Source organism: Massilia sp. CF038, from assembly GCF_900129765.1.
Lineage (GTDB): Bacteria > Pseudomonadota > Gammaproteobacteria > Burkholderiales > Burkholderiaceae_D > Telluria_A.
On record NZ_FQWU01000001.1, the window covers coordinates 1789236 to 1805507 of the forward strand.

At 59.9% G+C, this 16272-nt stretch carries 15 protein-coding genes and 1 tRNA gene; 15 read left to right on the forward strand and 1 reads right to left on the reverse strand.

Going from position 1 to position 16272, the window contains the following annotated elements; genetic code table 11:
* Nucleotides 1–83: 83 nt before the first annotated feature.
* From BUC24_RS08145 to BUC24_RS08200, 12 genes are all read left to right on the forward strand, one after another.
* Nucleotides 84–680, forward strand: coding sequence for a PEP-CTERM sorting domain-containing protein (locus BUC24_RS08145; protein ID WP_073213544.1), 597 nt, complete (start codon nucleotides 84–86; stop codon nucleotides 678–680).
* 42 nt (nucleotides 681–722) lie between these two features.
* Nucleotides 723–799, forward strand: a tRNA-Val gene (locus tag BUC24_RS08150).
* Between the two features lie 196 nt (nucleotides 800–995).
* Nucleotides 996–2903 carry a threonine--tRNA ligase gene (gene thrS / locus BUC24_RS08155; protein ID WP_073213545.1) on the forward strand — a complete coding sequence of 636 codons (1908 nt, stop codon included), beginning with the start codon at nucleotides 996–998 and terminating at the stop codon, nucleotides 2901–2903.
* A 12-nt stretch (nucleotides 2904–2915) separates the two neighbouring features.
* Nucleotides 2916–3464, forward strand: a complete 549-nt coding sequence (gene infC, locus BUC24_RS08160; protein WP_267873475.1) for a translation initiation factor IF-3 — start codon at nucleotides 2916–2918, stop codon at nucleotides 3462–3464.
* A 348-nt stretch (nucleotides 3465–3812) separates the two neighbouring features.
* Nucleotides 3813–4010, forward strand: coding sequence for a 50S ribosomal protein L35 (rpmI, locus tag BUC24_RS08165; RefSeq protein ID WP_073213547.1), 198 nt, complete (start codon nucleotides 3813–3815; stop codon nucleotides 4008–4010).
* A 21-nt stretch (nucleotides 4011–4031) separates the two neighbouring features.
* The gene (rplT, locus tag BUC24_RS08170; protein ID WP_038493023.1) at nucleotides 4032–4391 is read left to right on the forward strand and encodes a 50S ribosomal protein L20; all 360 of its coding nucleotides are present in this window, start codon (nucleotides 4032–4034) and stop codon (nucleotides 4389–4391) included.
* A gap of 119 nt (nucleotides 4392–4510) precedes the next feature.
* Nucleotides 4511–5527: a phenylalanine--tRNA ligase subunit alpha gene (gene pheS, locus BUC24_RS08175; protein ID WP_073213548.1), complete on the forward strand. Its 1017-nt coding sequence runs from the start codon at nucleotides 4511–4513 to the stop codon at nucleotides 5525–5527.
* 16 nt (nucleotides 5528–5543) lie between these two features.
* Entirely contained in the window at nucleotides 5544–7970 is a 2427-nt protein-coding gene (gene pheT, locus BUC24_RS08180) for a phenylalanine--tRNA ligase subunit beta (RefSeq protein ID WP_073213549.1), read from the forward strand.
* A gap of 105 nt (nucleotides 7971–8075) precedes the next feature.
* The gene (locus BUC24_RS08185; RefSeq protein WP_073213550.1) at nucleotides 8076–8423 is read left to right on the forward strand and encodes an integration host factor subunit alpha; all 348 of its coding nucleotides are present in this window, start codon (nucleotides 8076–8078) and stop codon (nucleotides 8421–8423) included.
* 19 nt (nucleotides 8424–8442) lie between these two features.
* The gene (locus BUC24_RS08190) at nucleotides 8443–8850 is read left to right on the forward strand and encodes a MerR family transcriptional regulator (RefSeq protein ID WP_073213551.1); all 408 of its coding nucleotides are present in this window, start codon (nucleotides 8443–8445) and stop codon (nucleotides 8848–8850) included.
* A 216-nt stretch (nucleotides 8851–9066) separates the two neighbouring features.
* Nucleotides 9067–9699, forward strand: coding sequence for a response regulator (locus tag BUC24_RS08195; RefSeq protein WP_073213552.1), 633 nt, complete (start codon nucleotides 9067–9069; stop codon nucleotides 9697–9699).
* Between the two features lie 128 nt (nucleotides 9700–9827).
* Nucleotides 9828–11324 carry a CHASE3 domain-containing protein gene (locus BUC24_RS08200; protein ID WP_073213553.1) on the forward strand — a complete coding sequence of 499 codons (1497 nt, stop codon included), beginning with the start codon at nucleotides 9828–9830 and terminating at the stop codon, nucleotides 11322–11324.
* On the opposite strand, the gene BUC24_RS08205 is transcribed toward BUC24_RS08200, so the two are convergent.
* The gene (locus BUC24_RS08205; RefSeq protein WP_073213554.1) at nucleotides 11230–12039 is read right to left on the reverse strand and encodes a Crp/Fnr family transcriptional regulator; all 810 of its coding nucleotides are present in this window, start codon (nucleotides 12037–12039) and stop codon (nucleotides 11230–11232) included. The genes BUC24_RS08200 and BUC24_RS08205 overlap by 95 nt on opposite strands.
* 334 nt (nucleotides 12040–12373) lie before the next feature.
* Between BUC24_RS08205 and BUC24_RS08210 the strand changes: the two genes are divergently transcribed.
* The 3 genes from BUC24_RS08210 (at nucleotide 12374) to BUC24_RS08220 (ending at nucleotide 16196) form a co-directional block, all read left to right on the forward strand.
* Nucleotides 12374–13039 (forward strand): response regulator transcription factor, encoded by a 666-nt coding sequence (locus tag BUC24_RS08210; protein WP_073213556.1) that lies wholly within the window; start codon nucleotides 12374–12376, stop codon nucleotides 13037–13039.
* Nucleotides 13036–14448, forward strand: a complete 1413-nt coding sequence (locus BUC24_RS08215) for a sensor histidine kinase (protein WP_073213558.1) — start codon at nucleotides 13036–13038, stop codon at nucleotides 14446–14448. Before BUC24_RS08210 ends, BUC24_RS08215 begins: the two co-directional genes overlap by 4 nt.
* A gap of 86 nt (nucleotides 14449–14534) precedes the next feature.
* Nucleotides 14535–16196, forward strand: a complete 1662-nt coding sequence (locus BUC24_RS08220; protein WP_073214992.1) for a peptide chain release factor 3 — start codon at nucleotides 14535–14537, stop codon at nucleotides 16194–16196.
* Nucleotides 16197–16272: the final 76 nt, after the last annotated feature.

Here is a 16272-nt window from a genome sequence, read left to right on the forward strand (position 1 = left end):
GTAAGTCTTTGATCTGGAACAAATTTTCGCTCTGGCGCGGCGCTTGCTTCGATTGCCAGTTCCCGTCCTGTCAGGAGAATGCAATGCGTAAGCTGTTGGCAATGTTGTTTGCCGCCGCGATGGCTGTGCCGGCCGTCGTCCAGGCCACGGTCATCGATTTCAATCACGGTCTCGACGAGCATTTCTATTACACGAACATGTATACCACCCGCGGGCCGCGTGGCGGCGACAACGGCTTTGCCCAGATGGTCAGGCTGACTGGCGGGCAGGTCCTGTCGAACCCGTTCGGCGCCCCCCACGCATCGCTGTTTTTGCCGGGCCTGGATACCTTCACGCTTAATTCGCTGTTCATTGGCGGCGCCTGGGGCACCCAGACCGTGTTCATCGAAGGCATTCTCGACGGACGGGTGCTGTATGAACGCTATGTGCCGATCAGTCCGACCCCGCTGGCCTTGCAGCTGGACTGGGGCGGGATCGACTTCATCCGCATTGCCACTGGCGATGATTACGTCAACACGGTTGAGGGCGGCAACGGCCGCAACTGGGTGATCGACAATCTGCTCATCAACGATCCGGTGCTGGTGTATGTGCCCGAACCGGCGCCGTTCGCGCTGCTGGGCCTGGGCGCGCTGGCATTGTTAACGGCCCGGAAAAAGCGATACACACTTTCTGCGAAATAGCCCTTGTTTTTCTGAAAGCGGCTCTCTATAATGCTGGTCTTCGGGCGGTTAGTTCAGCTGGTTAGAATACTTGGTCGACATCCAAGGGGTCGGGGATTCGAATTCCTCACCGCCCACCAGAACATGCAGTACATTATGTAAGAGCGAGAAAGGCACCATGGTTATGGCACCGCGAACTACGACGGGGTTGTTCCAGCGACGCTAGTCGAGGTGACTTCTTTTGCTCTTCAAAAAAGAAAACGCGGCTAGTCCGCGTTTTTTTTCGTCCGCATTTTTGTTAATCTTTACACCGCAGTCTTTGTTCAGGAGAACAGCATGGTTTCAGTCCGACTTCCCGATGGTTCCGAGCGCCAGTTCGATGGCCCAGTCACCGTAGCACAAGTTGCGGCCAGCATCGGTACCGGCCTGGCGAAAGCCGCGCTGGCCGGCAAGGTCAACGGCAAAGTCGTCGATACTTCCTTCCTGATCGAAAGCAATGCCGATCTGGCGATCATTACCGACAAGGATCCGGAAGGGCTGGACGTGATCCGCCACTCGACGGCGCACTTGCTGGCTTACGCCGTCAAGGAATTGTTCCCGGACGCGCAAGTGACGATCGGTCCTGTGATCGAAAACGGTTTCTACTACGACTTTGCCTACAAGCGTCCGTTCACGCCGGAAGACCTGGTGGCGATCGAAAAGAAGATGGCCGAACTGGTCAAGAAGGATGAAAAAGTCACGCGCACGGTCCTGCCGCGCGACGAGGCGGTGGCTTACTTCAAGTCCATTGGCGAGCACTACAAGGCTGAAATCATTGCCTCGATTCCTGCCGGCGAAGACGTGTCGCTGTATGCGGAAGGCGGCTTCACCGATTTGTGCCGCGGGCCTCACGTGCCATCGACGGGCAAGCTGAAGGTATTTAAGCTGATGAAGCTGGCCGGCGCCTACTGGCGTGGCGACTCCAAGAATGAAATGCTGCAGCGCGTGTACGGCACTGCCTGGGCCAAGAAGGAAGATCAGGAACTCTACCTGCACAATCTGGAAGAGGCGGAAAAGCGCGACCACCGCAAGCTGGGCAAGCAGCTCGACTTCTTCCATTTCCAGGATGAAGCGCCGGGCCTGGTGTTCTGGCATCCCAAAGGCTGGACCATCTGGCAGCAGGTGGAGCAGTACATGCGCAATAAGTACCAGGTCAATGGCTACCAGGAAGTGAAAGCGCCGCAAATTCTCGATTCCAGCCTGTGGGGCAAGACCGGCCACTGGGAAAACTATCGCGAAAACATGTTTGTTACGGAATCGGAAAACCGTTCCTACGCGCTCAAGCCGATGAATTGCCCGGGTCACGTGCAAATCTTTAACAGCAACATGCGCAGCTACCGCGACTTGCCGCTGCGCTATGGCGAGTTTGGCCAGTGCCACCGCAATGAGCCCTCGGGCGCCTTGCACGGCATCATGCGCGTGCGCGGCTTTACTCAGGACGATGGCCACATTTTCTGCACCGACGAGCAGATCGAGCCGGAAGTGGTGGCCTTCCACCAGCAGGCGATGGAGGTGTATGCCGACTTCCACTTTGAAAACATCGAAGTCAAGCTGGCCCTGCGTCCGGATAGCCGCATCGGCACCGACGAAGTGTGGGACAAGGCCGAAGACGCGCTGCGTTCGGGTCTGCGCGCCTGTGGCGTAAGCTGGACCGAATTGCCGGGCGAGGGCGCGTTCTACGGTCCGAAGATCGAGTACCACCTGAAGGATAGCCTGGGCCGTCCATGGCAGGTGGGCACCATGCAGGTTGACTTCTTCATGCCGGAGCGTCTGGGCGCGGAATACGTGGCGATGGACAATTCGCGCCAGGTGCCTGTGATGCTGCACCGGGCGATTGTCGGATCGTTGGAACGTTTTATCGGCATCCTGATCGAAAACTATGCTGGCGCCTTGCCACTGTGGTTGGCGCCAGTACAGGTTGCGGTCCTGAACATCTCCGATGCCCAGGCAGACTACGCCCGGGAAATCTCGGCGCAGCTCAAGAAACTCGGGTACCGCGTTCACACTGATTTGCGAAACGAGAAGATTACCTATAAAATACGCGAACATTCCGTCCAAAAACTGCCATATATCCTCGTGATTGGCGATAAAGAGCGGGATGCCAATACTGTGGCCGTGCGAGCACGTGGCAATGTCGATCTGGGCGTCATGTCCATCGATACGCTGGTGGAACGCCTCAAACACGAGGTCGAATCCAAAGCTTAACCAGCATGGCTAATTCATCAGACATTAAAAGGAAACAACATAGCTACTGACAAGTCGCATCGCATCAACGGCGAAATCACCGCCCCTGAAATGCGTTTATCCGGGGTGGACAACGAGCCGCTTGGCATTGTGAGCCTGGCTGAAGCATTTCGTCTGGCCGAAGAAGCGAACGTAGACCTGGTGGAAATTGCGCCAACCGCGCAACCACCAGTTTGCCGCCTGATGGACTACGGCAAGTTCAAATATTCGGAGCAGAAGAAGGCGCACGAAGCCAAATTGAAGCAGAAGATCATCCTGGTCAAGGAAGTCAAATTCCGTCCTGGTACCGATGATGGCGACTACAATATCAAGCTGCGTAACCTGATCAAGTTCCTCGACGAAGGTGACAAAACCAAGATCACGCTGCGCTTCCGCGGCCGTGAAATGGCCCACCAGGATATCGGCTTCCGCATGCTGGAACGCCTGAAAGCCGATCTGGAGCCGTACGGCCAGGTTGAGCAGTTCCCGAAGATGGAAGGCCGTCAGATGATCATGATTCTGTCGCCGAAGAAGAAGAAATAAGCTGTAAGGCTTAATCAAAATACAAGGGCGGGTGAGCAATCACCCGCCTTTGTTGTTTCAGCCACCACATCGTCCTCGCGAAGGCGGGGACCCATTCCACATCGCCAAAGTTGTTCAGCATGCTATGGGCCCCCGCCTTCGCGAGGGCGATGTGGTGGTTGCTCGCGGCTGTGGGGATAACGCGAGCGCCTATGTGAGACTTTTGTTGCTTCTCCGCAGAATCGTGTTAAAATCTCCGGCTTCCTTCTGTAAAGAGGGAAGTCTAATGTGAAAGCAGGCCCCTAAGCGCAGCGCGTTGCTGCCACCTGCAATCCTGCTACTGGAGCTGTCCTACAGGACAGAACTAATATGCCTAAAATGAAGACCAAAAGCTCCGCGAAGAAACGTTTTCGCGTGCGTCCAGGTGGAACCGTCAAGTCGGGTCACGCTTTCAAGCGCCACATCCTGACCAAGAAGACCACCAAAAACAAGCGTCAACTGCGTGGTACCCGCAACATCAATGCGTCCGACGTCACGTCCGTCATGCGCATGATGCCATCTGCTTAATCTCACAACTAAGGAGTTACTATGCCTAGAGTAAAACGTGGGGTTACAGCTCGTGCCCGTCATAAAAAGATTCTTGTACAAGCTAAAGGCTACCGTGGTCGCCGCAGCAAGGTATACCGTGTTGCCAAGCAAGCAGTCATGCGCGCTGGCCAATACGCCTACCGTGACCGTCGTAACAAGAAGCGCGTATTCCGTCGTCTGTGGATCGCTCGTATCAACGCCGCTTCCCGTGAGCATGGCGTAACGTACAGCGTCTTCATGAACGGCCTGAAGAAAGCATCGATCGAACTGGACCGTAAAGTCCTGGCCGATATGGCTGTGATGGACAAGCCGGCGTTCGCCGCGATTGTCAACGCAGTAAAGGCAAAGATCGCTGCGTAAGCATCGATGTTTGTCATGGGCGCCGTCAGGCGCCCCTAGAAGCGGGGCAGAGGTTCAAACCTGTGCCCCGTTTTTGATTGTGGCGCGTGCGCCGTCCAACACCGGAAGACTTTCATCGCATGAACTCCCTCGAAGAACTCGTCGTCTCGGCCCAGGCTGACTTTATCGCCGCCGAAGACGCTGCCGCACTCGAAAACGCCAAAGCCAAGTATCTTGGCAAGACCGGCCAGATCACCGAACAGATGAAGGGCCTGGGCAAGCTCGATCCGGAGCAGAAAAAAGCCCAGGGCGCCCTGATCAACGCTGCCAAGGTGCAAATCGAGGCCGCGCTGACCGCGCGCCGCGACGCCCTGGCGAACGCCATCATGGAAGCACGTCTGAACCTGGAAGCGATCGATGTCACGCTGCCGGGCCGTGGCCGCGCCATGGGCGGCATCCATCCGGTGATGCGCAGCTGGGAGCGGGTCGAGGAGATCTTCCGTTCCATCGGGTTCGACGTGGCCGACGGCCCCGAGATCGAAACCGACTGGACCAATTTCACTGCCCTGAACAGCCCCGAGAACCATCCGGCCCGTTCGATGCAGGACACCTTCTACATCGAAGGCAATGACAGCACCGGCAAGCCGCTACTGCTGCGTACCCACACCAGCCCGATGCAGGTGCGCTACGCGCGCACCCACACGCCGCCAATCAAGGTGATCGCGCCCGGCCGCACCTACCGCGTTGACAGCGATGCGACCCACTCGCCGATGTTCCACCAGGTCGAAGGCCTGTGGATTGCCGAAGACATTTCGTTTGCCGACTTGAAGGGCGTGTACCTCAACTTCGTCAAAGCCTTCTTCGAGACGGACGATCTGCAGGTGCGCTTCCGCCCCTCGTACTTCCCGTTCACCGAGCCATCGGCCGAAATCGACATCGCCTTTGGCAGTGGCCCGCTCAAAGGGCGCTGGCTGGAAGTGTCGGGCGCCGGCCAGGTGCATCCGACGGTGGTCAAGAACTTCGGCCTCGATCCTGAAAAATTCATCGGCTTCGCGTTCGGCTCCGGCCTCGAGCGCCTGACCATGCTGCGCTACGGGATCAATGATCTGCGCCTGTTCTACGAAGGCGATCTGCGCTTCCTGAAGCAATTTAACTAATTCCGAGGTCCATACAATGCAATTTTCTGAAAATTGGCTCCGTACCATGGTCGATCCGAAGATGACTTCGGATGAACTGGCCCACCTGTTGACCATGTCCGGCCTGGAAGTGGAAGAAGTCGAAGCAGTCGCGCCCCCGTTTTCCAACGTGGTGGTGGCCGAAGTGCTGGAAGTGACGCGGCATCCGAACGCGGACCGCCTGAACGTCTGCAAGGTCGATGCTGGCACCGGCACGCTGCTCAATATCGTCTGCGGCGCGCCCAATGTGCGCGCCGGGATGAAAGCCATTTGCGCCATGGCCGGCGCAGTGCTGCCGCCAAGCGCGGACGGCAAGCCTTTCGTGATCAAGGTCGGTGAACTGCGCGGCGTGGAGTCGCAGGGCATGATGTGCTCGGCCAAGGAACTGAAAATCTCGGAAGAGAGCAGCGGCTTGATGGAGCTGCCCTCGGACGCCCCAGTGGGCCAGAACATCCGCGACTACCTCGCTTTGAACGACCTGAAATTCACCATCAAGCTGACCCCGAACAAGGCGGACTGCCTGTCGGTGCTGGGCGTGGCACGCGAAGTGTCGGCCCTGACTGGCACCCCGTTGCAGGCACCCGTCACGCGTCCGGTGGCGGTCAACGGCAGCGAAATTCTGCCTGTCAAAATCAGCGCCCCGGACCTGTGCGGCCGTTTTTCGGGCCGCGTCATCCGCGGCTTGAACGCCAAGGCGGAAACGCCGGCCTGGATGCGTCAGCGCCTCGAGCGCAGCGGCCAGCGTCCGCTGTCGGCCCTGGTCGATATCTCCAACTACGTCATGCTGGAGCTGGGCCGTCCGTCGCACGTGTTCGACCTGGCCAAGATTCACGGCGGGCTGGACGTTCGCTGGGGCAAGAAGGGCGAGTCGCTCAAGCTTTTGAATGGCAGCACCGTGGACGTGGACGAGTGGGTTGGCGTCATCTCCGACGACAAGGAAATTGAATCCCTGGCTGGCATCATGGGCGGCGACGCGACTGCCGTCTCGCTTGAGACCGAAGACATCTATCTGGAAGCGGCCTTCTGGTGGCCGAACGCGATCCAGGGCCGGGCACGGCGCTTTAACTTCTCGACCGATGCGGGCCACCGCTTCGAGCGCGGGGTCGATTTTGCCACCACGGTGGAACACATCGAGCGCATCACCGCCCTGATCGTGGAAATCTGCGGCACCGCGCAGACCGTGGTCGGACCGGTTGACGACCAGATCGTCAACATCCCCCAGCGCCAGCCAGTGCAGATGCGCACGGCGCGCGCGCAAAAGGTGATTGGCGTGCCGATCACCGATGCCATGGTGGCCGACATCTTTACCCGTCTGGGCTTGCCGTTCACGCAGCAGCCTGGCCTGTTCGCCGTCACGGCGCCGTCCTACCGCTTCGACATCGAGATCGAGGAAGACTTGATCGAAGAAGTGGCGCGCGTGTACGGCTTTGAAAACATCCCGGCGCTGCCGCCGGTCGCTGCCAGCGCCATGCGCATCGCGCCGGAGCACACCCGCTCCCTGTTCGCGGTGCGCCATCAACTGGCCGACCTGGGCTACCAGGAAGTGGTCAACATGAGCTTTGTGGAAGCGCAGTGGGAAGCCGACTTCAATGCCAATGAAGCGCCGATCAAGCTGCAGAACCCGATCGCCAGCCAGTTGTCAGTGATGCGTTCGTCGCTGATTGGCTCCCTGGTGGCCAATGTGCGCTACAACCTGAACCGCAAGGCGGGCCGGGTGCGCGTGTTCGAGGTGGGTGCCATCTTCCTGCGCAATGCGCAGGCGGTGGACGGTCCGCTGTCGATCGCCGGTTTCGACCAGCCCAAGCGGGTGGCGGCCATTGCCTACGGCCAGGCCGTGGACGAGCAGTGGGGCGCGGCCGCGCGCCTGGTTGACTACTTCGACGTCAAGGCCGATCTGGAAGCCTTGTTCGCGCCGCGCCAGCTGCGTTTCTCGAAACTGAATCACCCTGGTTTGCACCCGGGCCGTTCGGCTGCGGTCGAGCTCGATGGCGTGCAGATTGGCTTCATTGGTGAACTGCATCCGCGCTGGCTGCAGAAATACGACCTGCCACAGGCGCCGGTCCTGTTCGAGGTCGATGCAGTTGCGTTGCAACAACGAGTGGTGCCGAACTATTCAGAAATTTCGAAGTTCCCGGGCGCCACCCGCGATCTCGCCTTGATCGTCAAGCAAGACCTTGCGGCACAAGACCTGCTCGATACTTTTGCTGCTGAATTACAAGTAAATCCTGCAGGAAAGATTGTGCAAGCCATTGTTTTGTTTGATGAATATCGCGGAAAAGGGCTGTCGGCGGATGAAAAAAGCCTTGCTTTCCGCTTTAGCTTGCAAGATACTCAAACCACCTTGCAGGACGATGCGGTCGACGCTTTGATGTCGGCGATGACCGATGCTGCCAAGCGAAATAACGGCGCGACACCTCGCGCATGAACCCCACGGGTAAGTTCGATTTAAAGGCAGGGCTGGAAAATTAATAACAACGACGTTGATTCCGCGGTACTCCAATCGGCACTGGCGGCCGACCTGCATCGGGCCATGCAGGTCGCCAAAGTGCGCGCCGAGGCCGAAAAAGATTTGCCGACCTTGACCAAGGCCGAGCTGGCCGAACTGCTGTTCGAGCAGGTCGGACTGAACAAGCGCGAAGCCAAAGATATGGTCGAAACGTTTTTCGATGAAATCCGCAATGCGCTCGAGCGCGGCGAGGCGGTCAAGCTGTCCGGTTTCGGCAATTTTCAGCTGCGCGACAAGCCGCAGCGGCCCGGGCGCAATCCTAAAACCGGAGAAGAAATACCGATTACGGCGCGCCGGGTCGTCACCTTCCATGCGAGCCAGAAGCTCAAAGGAATGGTCGAAGAAACCAGCCCGCTGTCCCGTGTCGTCTAGCCTGCTCTAAAAGCGCCCTATGAACGATCGTGCAAGCAAGACCGATCTGATTGTGTTGCCGGCCATTCCGGCCAAACGGTATTTCACGATCGGTGAAGTGAGCGAGTTGTGCGGCGTCAAACCCCACGTACTGCGCTACTGGGAGCAGGAATTTACCCAGCTAAAGCCGGTCAAACGACGCGGCAACCGCCGCTATTATCAGCACCACGAGGTGCTGCTGATTCGCCGCATCCGCGAACTGCTGTATGAGCAGGGCTTTACCATCAGCGGCGCACGCAACAAGCTCGATACCCGCCACGGCGAAGGCGCACCCGACGACGTTGGCGCTGCCGATGCGCACGAGGCCTCGCCCGAGTTCCTGGCCGGTCCCGACATGGCCACCCTGCGGGCCGAACTGAGCGCGATCCTCGCCCTGCTCAAGGGCTGATTACAACCCCACGTCCAGCACACGCCGGCTGCATCTGCTTGGCGTGCGGCCGCCGGATCAGCGATAATCTCTGCGCACGCCAAAATGCCGTGTTTCGATATGCACGTGTGTTTGTATAAAACAATCAGAGTGCTAGAATACCAAGGGATGCGCAGTGCCGGGCGTGGGGTTGGCCTCGGGCTCTTTCCTGTGACAGGGAAAATTTAAGGGAAGACAATGATACGCGTTGCCATTTGTGACGATCACCAGATAGTAAGAGCAGGATTCAAACAGATTTTTTCGTCTTCCGATGACTTTGAGGTCGTTGCTGAAGGCGCTACCGGGCGCGAAGCGCTCGATATCGCACGCCGCGAAATTTGCGACGTGCTGTTGCTCGATATTGCCATGCCCGACCAGAGCGGCATCGATATCCTGCGTACCATCCGTCAGGGCCAGCCCAATCTGCCGGTGCTGATTTTGTCCGGCTACCCGGCGCAGCAGTACGCGCTGAATTTGTTCAAGATGGGCGCCAACGGCTACCTGAACAAGGAGTGCGAAGCGGACGAACTCAAAACCGCGGTACGCACCGTGTTCCAGGGCCGCCGCTACGTCAGTTCCACTGTCGGCGAACTGCTGGCGCAAAGCTTCGACCGTGATCCGAGCACGGCGCTGCACACCGAGCTGTCGGACCGCGAGTTCCAGGTCTTCTTGCGCCTGGCCAAGGGTGCGACGGTGTCCGACATCGGCGTGGCCTTGTCCCTGTCCATCAAGACCGTCTCCACCTACCGTACACGTATCATGGAAAAAATGGGATTGCAGTCGAACAGCGACCTGACCTATTACGCCATGAAAAACAATCTGCTCGACTAATTGTCCCCGCGGCCGGCACACGCCAGCGGCCGCTGTTTTTCCCCCTCACAGATGTGCTTGGCTGCAGCCAGGCAAGGTCCGGACTATAATTGCCTCTCGCTGAGTGTGCGGAGCGCAAAGGATCCTGGATGTATTTCACCATCGACCCACCCCTGAAGGCGGGACTGCCGTTCTACAAGACCGCTGTGGCACTGTTCTGCGTGCTGCTGCTGGTGGCGAACGGGGTGAGTCTGTTCCATAACTACGGATCGCTGAACGCGGCTAACCGCCTGCAAAGCAAGACCGCGCTCGTCACTGACAAGGTGCAATACCTGAACGTGCTGGTCATGGATGCGGAAACCAGCTTGCGCGGCTACTTCCTGTCCGGCTCCGAGGTGTACCTGGGGCCGCTGCGCACGGCCACCAGCAAGATCGACGATCAGTTCGATGAGCTTGGCGTGCTGGTGGCCGACAGCGCGTCCCAGCGCAAGAACCTGGCGCAGCTACGCACCCTCGTCAAGCGCAAGCTGGAAAACATGGAACAGGTGCTGGAGGTGTACCAGAAGGGTGGCCTGAACGATGTGGTGGCCATTGCCGCCACCAGCGACAGCAAGTTCCTGCTCGATGAAATTCGTTTTCAAGTGGTGATCATGGTGCAGGAGCAAACAGAATTGCTTGCTGCCCGCCGCGCCGCGTTTGACAAGGAGCACCGCAATGCCGTCATGCTGGGCATTGGCATCAACGTGCTGGCGGTGCTGGTGCTGGGCCTGTTCTATCGGCTGATCCGGCGCGGTTATTATGAGCGCGTGGCCAGCGCCCAGGCACTGCGCAACGCCAACGAAAACCTGGAATCGATGGTGGTGGTGCGCACCGAGCAGCTGTCGGTGCTGTCGCGCCACCTGATCCGCGTGAGCGAGGAAGAAAAGGCGCGCCTGGCGCGCGAGCTGCACGACGAGCTGGGCGCCAACCTGACGGCTATTAACATTGACTTGAACGCGGTGGCGGACACGCTGCGGCCTGTGCAGCCCGCGCTGGCGGCCATGCTCGACCGCGCACGCGGCACCCTGGTCGATACGGTGGAACTGAAGCGCCGCATTGTAGAAGACCTGCGCCCCAGCATGCTCGACAACCTGGGTCTGGCCAGTGCCTTGCAAAGCTATTGCGACGATTACGCCCGCGTGACCGGACTTGACTGCGAAGCCTTGATCGAAGGCGAGGTCGATAGCGCCGGGCCGATGCAGGCCATCGCAATCTTCCGTATCGTGCAAGAGTCGCTGAACAACGTGGCCAAGTACGCCAATGCCAGCCAGGTCATCGTGCACCTGGCGCGCGAAGGCAGCCATCTGGCGCTGGAAATTACAGACAATGGGATCGGGATCGATGCCGAGGCGGTCAGCAAACCGCGCTCGCATGGCTTGCTGGGCATGCGCGAGCGCGCATTGTTATTGGCGGGAAGCTTGACGGTGAAGCGGGGAATGAACAATCGCGGTACCTGCGTCGAAGCGCACATACCGCTGGGCGGGCCGCCGGAGCGCCCGCCCGGGCAGGAAATCAGCGTGCCACATCCATCAGCAGGCGGTCATATTCCGTCTTTGCCACCTTATAGCACTCGCCCGCATACGCCTCAAGACCTTGTCGGTCGATGACGGTGATATTGCCGCGGCGGTAGGTGATCAGACCATCGTCCTGCAGCTTGCCGGCGGCAGCGGTAATGCTTTCGCGGCGCACGCCCAGCATGATGGAGATCAGTTCCTGGGTGACTTTCAGTTCGTTCGAAGCGGAGCGATCCAGGCGGTCGAGCAGCCAGCGGCACAGTTTTTGTTCGATCGAGCTGTGACGGCCGCCCACGGCGTTCTGCGCCATTTGGGCAAACAGGGCATTGGTATAGCGCATCAGCAGCTGGGGCAGGGCGCCGCCCTGGTTGAAGGCATCGCGCAGGTACTGGGTTTTAAGGCGGTAACCGTAGCCCGCGCTTTGCACCACGGCGCTGCACATGGCGCGCTCGCCCATGAACAGGGACATGCCCACCACACCTTCATGGCCGACCACGGCGATCTCGGTGGTGGCGCCATCTTCCATCACATACAGCAGCGAGACAATGGCAGTGGTAGGGAAGTAGACGTTTTCCAGCTTGCTGCCGTATTCAAACAGTTCTTTGCCGAACGGGAGCGCAACGAGCTCCAGGTGTTCGAACAGCGATTCCAGATCATGGCGGGGAAGGGCGGCCAGCAATTCGTTTTGCTGGGTGCCGCTATAGCTGACAACTGGCTTGGACGCAACTTTCAACTCCTGTGCATTGGCAGGAATCTGGTTTACCGATGGCGCATTGTGCGCGGTGGTACCAAGTTGGGTGTTGTTCATTGTTTTCCTCACTCTCGAACGTGCTTCAGGGGCGACCTGCACACAGCAGCAGATCGCGATGTGTGAACATTAAAGCTATCGTCTGTTGGCGAACATAAGATTAGCAGTCGCCCCCATGTAGGCTGCATGCATACGGCCTTGTGGGCCCAGTCCTACTGGGGAGAAATCGCGTTTTCCCTGCTGAATGCCGCTTTTTTACGCACACTTGCCTAAAAGCAGCACTTGAAACCGGCTGTCAGCGGCACGACATGGGGCCGCAATGCCTGGCGAGATGCTTGGGCGCACAGCGTGCTATGCCTCATAATGTATGTAACGCAACTAAAAGAGCTTCCGCATGCACGTGTTACTGGTCGAAGATGACGCCGTTCTGGCCGATGGTCTGTGCCGCATTCTGCAAAGCCATGGCATGCTGGTCGAGGTGGTCGGCAACGGCACCCAGGCCGACCAGCTGCTGCAGGGCGGCGACATGGCCGTGGTGGTGCTCGACATCGGCCTGCCAGGCATCGACGGTTTTGAAGTGGTACGGCGCCTGCGCGCGCGCCAGGACAATGTGCCGGTGCTGCTGCTGACCGCGCGCGACGCCATCGAAGACCGGGTGCGCGGCCTGGAGCTGGGCGCCGACGATTACCTGGTCAAGCCGTTTGCCACGGCCGAACTGGTGGCCCGCATCAAGGCACTGGCGCGGCGCAATGCGCCCAAGCCGGCTGTGCTCAGTCTGGGCCAGCTCACGCTGGACACCCAGACCCGGCGCGCCCAGGTTGGCACGCGCAGCATCGATTTGTCGGTGCGCGAGTGGGCCGTACTCGAATACCTGGTCCAGCATGGTGGCCGGGTGGTGTCCAAGCAGCAGATCATTGACGCCATTCTGCCCTGGGGAGACGATGTCACCCTGAATGCGGTGGAAGTCTACATTTCGCGCATCCGCCTCAAGACCACCGATGCGGGCATCAGCATCCGCACCATTCGCGGTTTCGGCTACATGCTTGAGCTGGACAAATGAACAGCATCCGCCTGCGCCTGCTGAAGTGGCTGATCGTGCCGATCATCCTGATCAATCTTGCCGGCGCAAGCATGACTTACCTGCTGGCCTGGATTCCAGCCCAGATTGCGTTTGACCAGAGCCTGGCCGATGCCGCCGTGGCCCTGGCCTCGCGCCTGCGCGAAGGGCCGGCCGGCGCCAGCATCGACTTGCCGCGCCAGGCCGAACAGATTTTGCGCGCCAACGATATCGATGCCTTCTACTTCGTGGTGCGCACCGGGAAGGGCCAGATCCTCGCTGGCGACGTCGATTTCCCCTTGGGCGGGCGGCTCGAGGTGGCAGCCCATGACGGCACCATGCGCGGCGAACCGATCCGGATTGCTTTTCTGCCCGTGGTGCAGGGCGAGGAGCATCTGCTGATCGGGGTCGCCAAGACCATGCGCAAACGCCAGCAAGTGCGCTCGGCCATCCTGCGCGCGCTGCTGCTGGTGGAAGGCGTCTTCATTCTCGCGCTGGTCGGCCTGATCTGGTTTTCCGTCACCAACGGCCTGCTGCCGCTGGCGCGCATGCGTGCCAACCTGAATGCGCGCGAAGTCAATGATCTGGCCCCGATTGACAGTGGTGCCGTACCCTATGAGCTGGTGCCTGTGGTGGGGGCCTTCAATGAAATGCTGGGCAAGGTGCGTGCTGGTGCCACCGCACAGCATAATTTTCTGGCCGACGTGGCGCACCAGTTGCGTACCCCGCTGGCAGGCTTGAAACTGCAGCTTGAGTGGCTCGCGGCCCGCTACAAGGGCGATCCGGACACGGTGCGCTCGGTGCAGCTGATGCTGACGTCGAACGAGCGCATGATCCGCCAGACCAACCAGTTGCTGGCCCTGGCGCGCGCCGAGCCAAGCCGGTTCGAGAAAAAACGCCTGGAACAGGTCGACCTGTCGCAACTGGTGGGGCAGGTGGTGCAGTATTTCGTCGACGAGGCGGGCAAGAAGCAGATCGATATCGGCTTCGACCTGCAGCCAGCACCGGTGGCGGGCGATACCAATTTGCTGCGTGACCTGATTGATAACCTGGTCGACAATGCGGTGCGCTACACGCCCCAGGGCGGCACGGTCACCGTGCGCACCTTCGCCGATGGCCAGCAAGGGGTGCTGGAAGTGGAGGATTCCGGTCCCGGGATTCCGCCCCACCAGCGCGGACTGGTGTTCCAGCGCTATGTGCGGCTGGACGACAAGAGCACCGGCAGCGGCCTGGGGCTGGCCATTGTGCGCGACATCGCCCAGGCGCACCGCGCCAAGGCCGAAATCGGCGATGGCCGCGATGGCCGCGGCATGACCATGTCGGTCCGCTTTCCGGCCCTGAAACGGCGCGCCAGTCCGCTGACCATTGCCGCGCTGCCCGGGCGCAGCAGCAGTGGCCGACCGCGCGCCTGAGGGCTGGCGTAATCATTTCACACGAGCGGCTCAAGAATCGGTAAAATTGAGGGTTTTGTGCACAGGGCCAAGCTATGGCTGAGAATATGGCCAACGATATCGATCCAACACTCCCCGACGCCGACAGCGGCGTCACCAGCGCGGCGCGCCAGCCGGTCCAGATTGCGCGTGAAGTCGCGCGCCGCCGTACCTTCGGCATCATCTCGCACCCGGATGCGGGCAAGACCACGCTGACCGAAAAACTGCTGCTATTCTCGGGCGCGATCCAGATGGCGGGTACCGTCAAGGCGCGCAAGAGCGGCCGTCACGCCACTTCCGACTGGATGGAGATCGAAAAGCAGCGCGGCATTTCCGTGGCCAGCTCGGTGATGCAGTTCGAGCATCGCGACCATGTGATCAACCTGCTCGACACCCCCGGCCACCAGGACTTCTCGGAAGATACCTACCGCGTGCTGACGGCAGTCGACTCGGCATTGATGGTGATCGATGCCGCCAAGGGCGTTGAAGCGCAGACCATCAAGCTGCTGGCTGTGTGCCGCATGCGTAGCACGCCGATTGTCACCTTCATGAACAAGATGGACCGCGAAACGCGCGATCCGCTTGAGCTGCTCGACGAACTGGAGTCGGTACTCAAGATCCAGTGCGCGCCAGTGACCTGGCCAATCGGCATGGGCAAGAACTTCCGCGGTGTGTACCACCTGCTGCGCGATGAAATCATGCTGTTCAAGGCCGGCGAAGAAAAGGCCGACGGCGCCTTCGAGATCATCAAGGGCATCGACAATCCCAAGCTACAGGAGATGTTCCCGCTCGAGATCGAACAGCTGAAAATGGAAGTGGAGCTGGTGCACGGCGCCTCGCATCCTTTCGATCTGGAGCAATTCCTGGCGGGCGTGCAGACCCCGGTCTTCTTTGGTTCGGCGATCAACAACTTCGGCGTGCGTGAAATTCTGTCGGCCCTGGTTGACTGGGCACCGGCGCCGCGCGAGCGCGATGCCAGCGTGCGCGTGGTCGCGCCCGACGAGCAGCCATTCTCCGGCTTCGTCTTCAAGATTCAGGCCAATATGGACCCGGCCCACCGCGACCGCATCGCCTTCCTGCGCGTGTGCTCGGGACGGTTCGAGCGCGGCATGAAGGTCAAGCACCTGCGTTTGGGGCGCGAGATCAAGGTGTCGTCGGTGGTGACCTTCATGGCATCGTCGCGCGAACAGGTCGAAGAAGCCTACGCGGGCGACATCATCGGTCTGCCCAACCATGGCAACATGCAGATTGGCGACAGCTTCTCCGAAGGCGAGATGCTGCAATTTACCGGCATTCCTTATTTTGCGCCGGACTTCTTCCGCTCGGTGCGGATTCGCAATCCGCTCAAGATCAAGCAGCTGCACAAGGGTTTGCAGCAGCTGGGCGAAGAGGGCGCGGTGCAGGTGTTCAAGCCGGTGCAGGGCAGCGAGCTGGTACTGGGTGCGGTTGGTGTGCTGCAGTTTGAAGTGGTGGCCAGCCGCCTGCTGAACGAATACGGCGTGGACGCCGTGTTCGAAGGCACCAGCATCAGCAGCGCGCGCTGGGTCAGCGGTGACGACAAGCGCGTGCTGGCTGATTTCGAAACCGCGCTGGGACACAATGTGGCTTACGATGCGGCGGGCAATCTGGCGTATCTGGCCACGTCCAATGTGAACCTGCGGCTGACCGAAGAGCGCTGGCCCAAGCTGAAGTTCCACGCAACGCGCGAACACGCGGCCAAGCTGGGATAAGCACATCGTCCTCGCGGAGGCGGGGACCCATACCACTTTGCCGAAGTTGTTCAGTGTGGTATAGGTCCCCGCCTCC

What these genes read in the sequence shown, in the direction of transcription:
- BUC24_RS08145 (WP_073213544.1), top strand. Translation starts at nt 84, where the DNA reads ATGCGTAAGCTGTTGGCAATGTTGTTTGCCGCCGCGATGGCTGTGCCG.
- thrS (WP_073213545.1), top strand. Translation starts at nt 996, where the DNA reads ATGGTTTCAGTCCGACTTCCCGATGGTTCCGAGCGCCAGTTCGATGGC.
- rpmI (WP_073213547.1), top strand. Translation starts at nt 3,813, where the DNA reads ATGCCTAAAATGAAGACCAAAAGCTCCGCGAAGAAACGTTTTCGCGTG.
- rplT (WP_038493023.1), top strand. Translation starts at nt 4,032, where the DNA reads ATGCCTAGAGTAAAACGTGGGGTTACAGCTCGTGCCCGTCATAAAAAG.
- pheS (WP_073213548.1), top strand. Translation starts at nt 4,511, where the DNA reads ATGAACTCCCTCGAAGAACTCGTCGTCTCGGCCCAGGCTGACTTTATC.
- pheT (WP_073213549.1), top strand. Translation starts at nt 5,544, where the DNA reads ATGCAATTTTCTGAAAATTGGCTCCGTACCATGGTCGATCCGAAGATG.
- BUC24_RS08185 (WP_073213550.1), top strand. Translation starts at nt 8,076, where the DNA reads ATGCAGGTCGCCAAAGTGCGCGCCGAGGCCGAAAAAGATTTGCCGACC.
- BUC24_RS08190 (WP_073213551.1), top strand. Translation starts at nt 8,443, where the DNA reads ATGAACGATCGTGCAAGCAAGACCGATCTGATTGTGTTGCCGGCCATT.
- BUC24_RS08195 (WP_073213552.1), top strand. Translation starts at nt 9,067, where the DNA reads ATGATACGCGTTGCCATTTGTGACGATCACCAGATAGTAAGAGCAGGA.
- BUC24_RS08200 (WP_073213553.1), top strand. Translation starts at nt 9,828, where the DNA reads ATGTATTTCACCATCGACCCACCCCTGAAGGCGGGACTGCCGTTCTAC.
- BUC24_RS08205 (WP_073213554.1), bottom strand. Translation starts at nt 12,039, where the DNA reads ATGAACAACACCCAACTTGGTACCACCGCGCACAATGCGCCATCGGTA.
- BUC24_RS08210 (WP_073213556.1), top strand. Translation starts at nt 12,374, where the DNA reads ATGCACGTGTTACTGGTCGAAGATGACGCCGTTCTGGCCGATGGTCTG.
- BUC24_RS08215 (WP_073213558.1), top strand. Translation starts at nt 13,036, where the DNA reads ATGAACAGCATCCGCCTGCGCCTGCTGAAGTGGCTGATCGTGCCGATC.
- BUC24_RS08220 (WP_073214992.1), top strand. Translation starts at nt 14,535, where the DNA reads ATGGCCAACGATATCGATCCAACACTCCCCGACGCCGACAGCGGCGTC.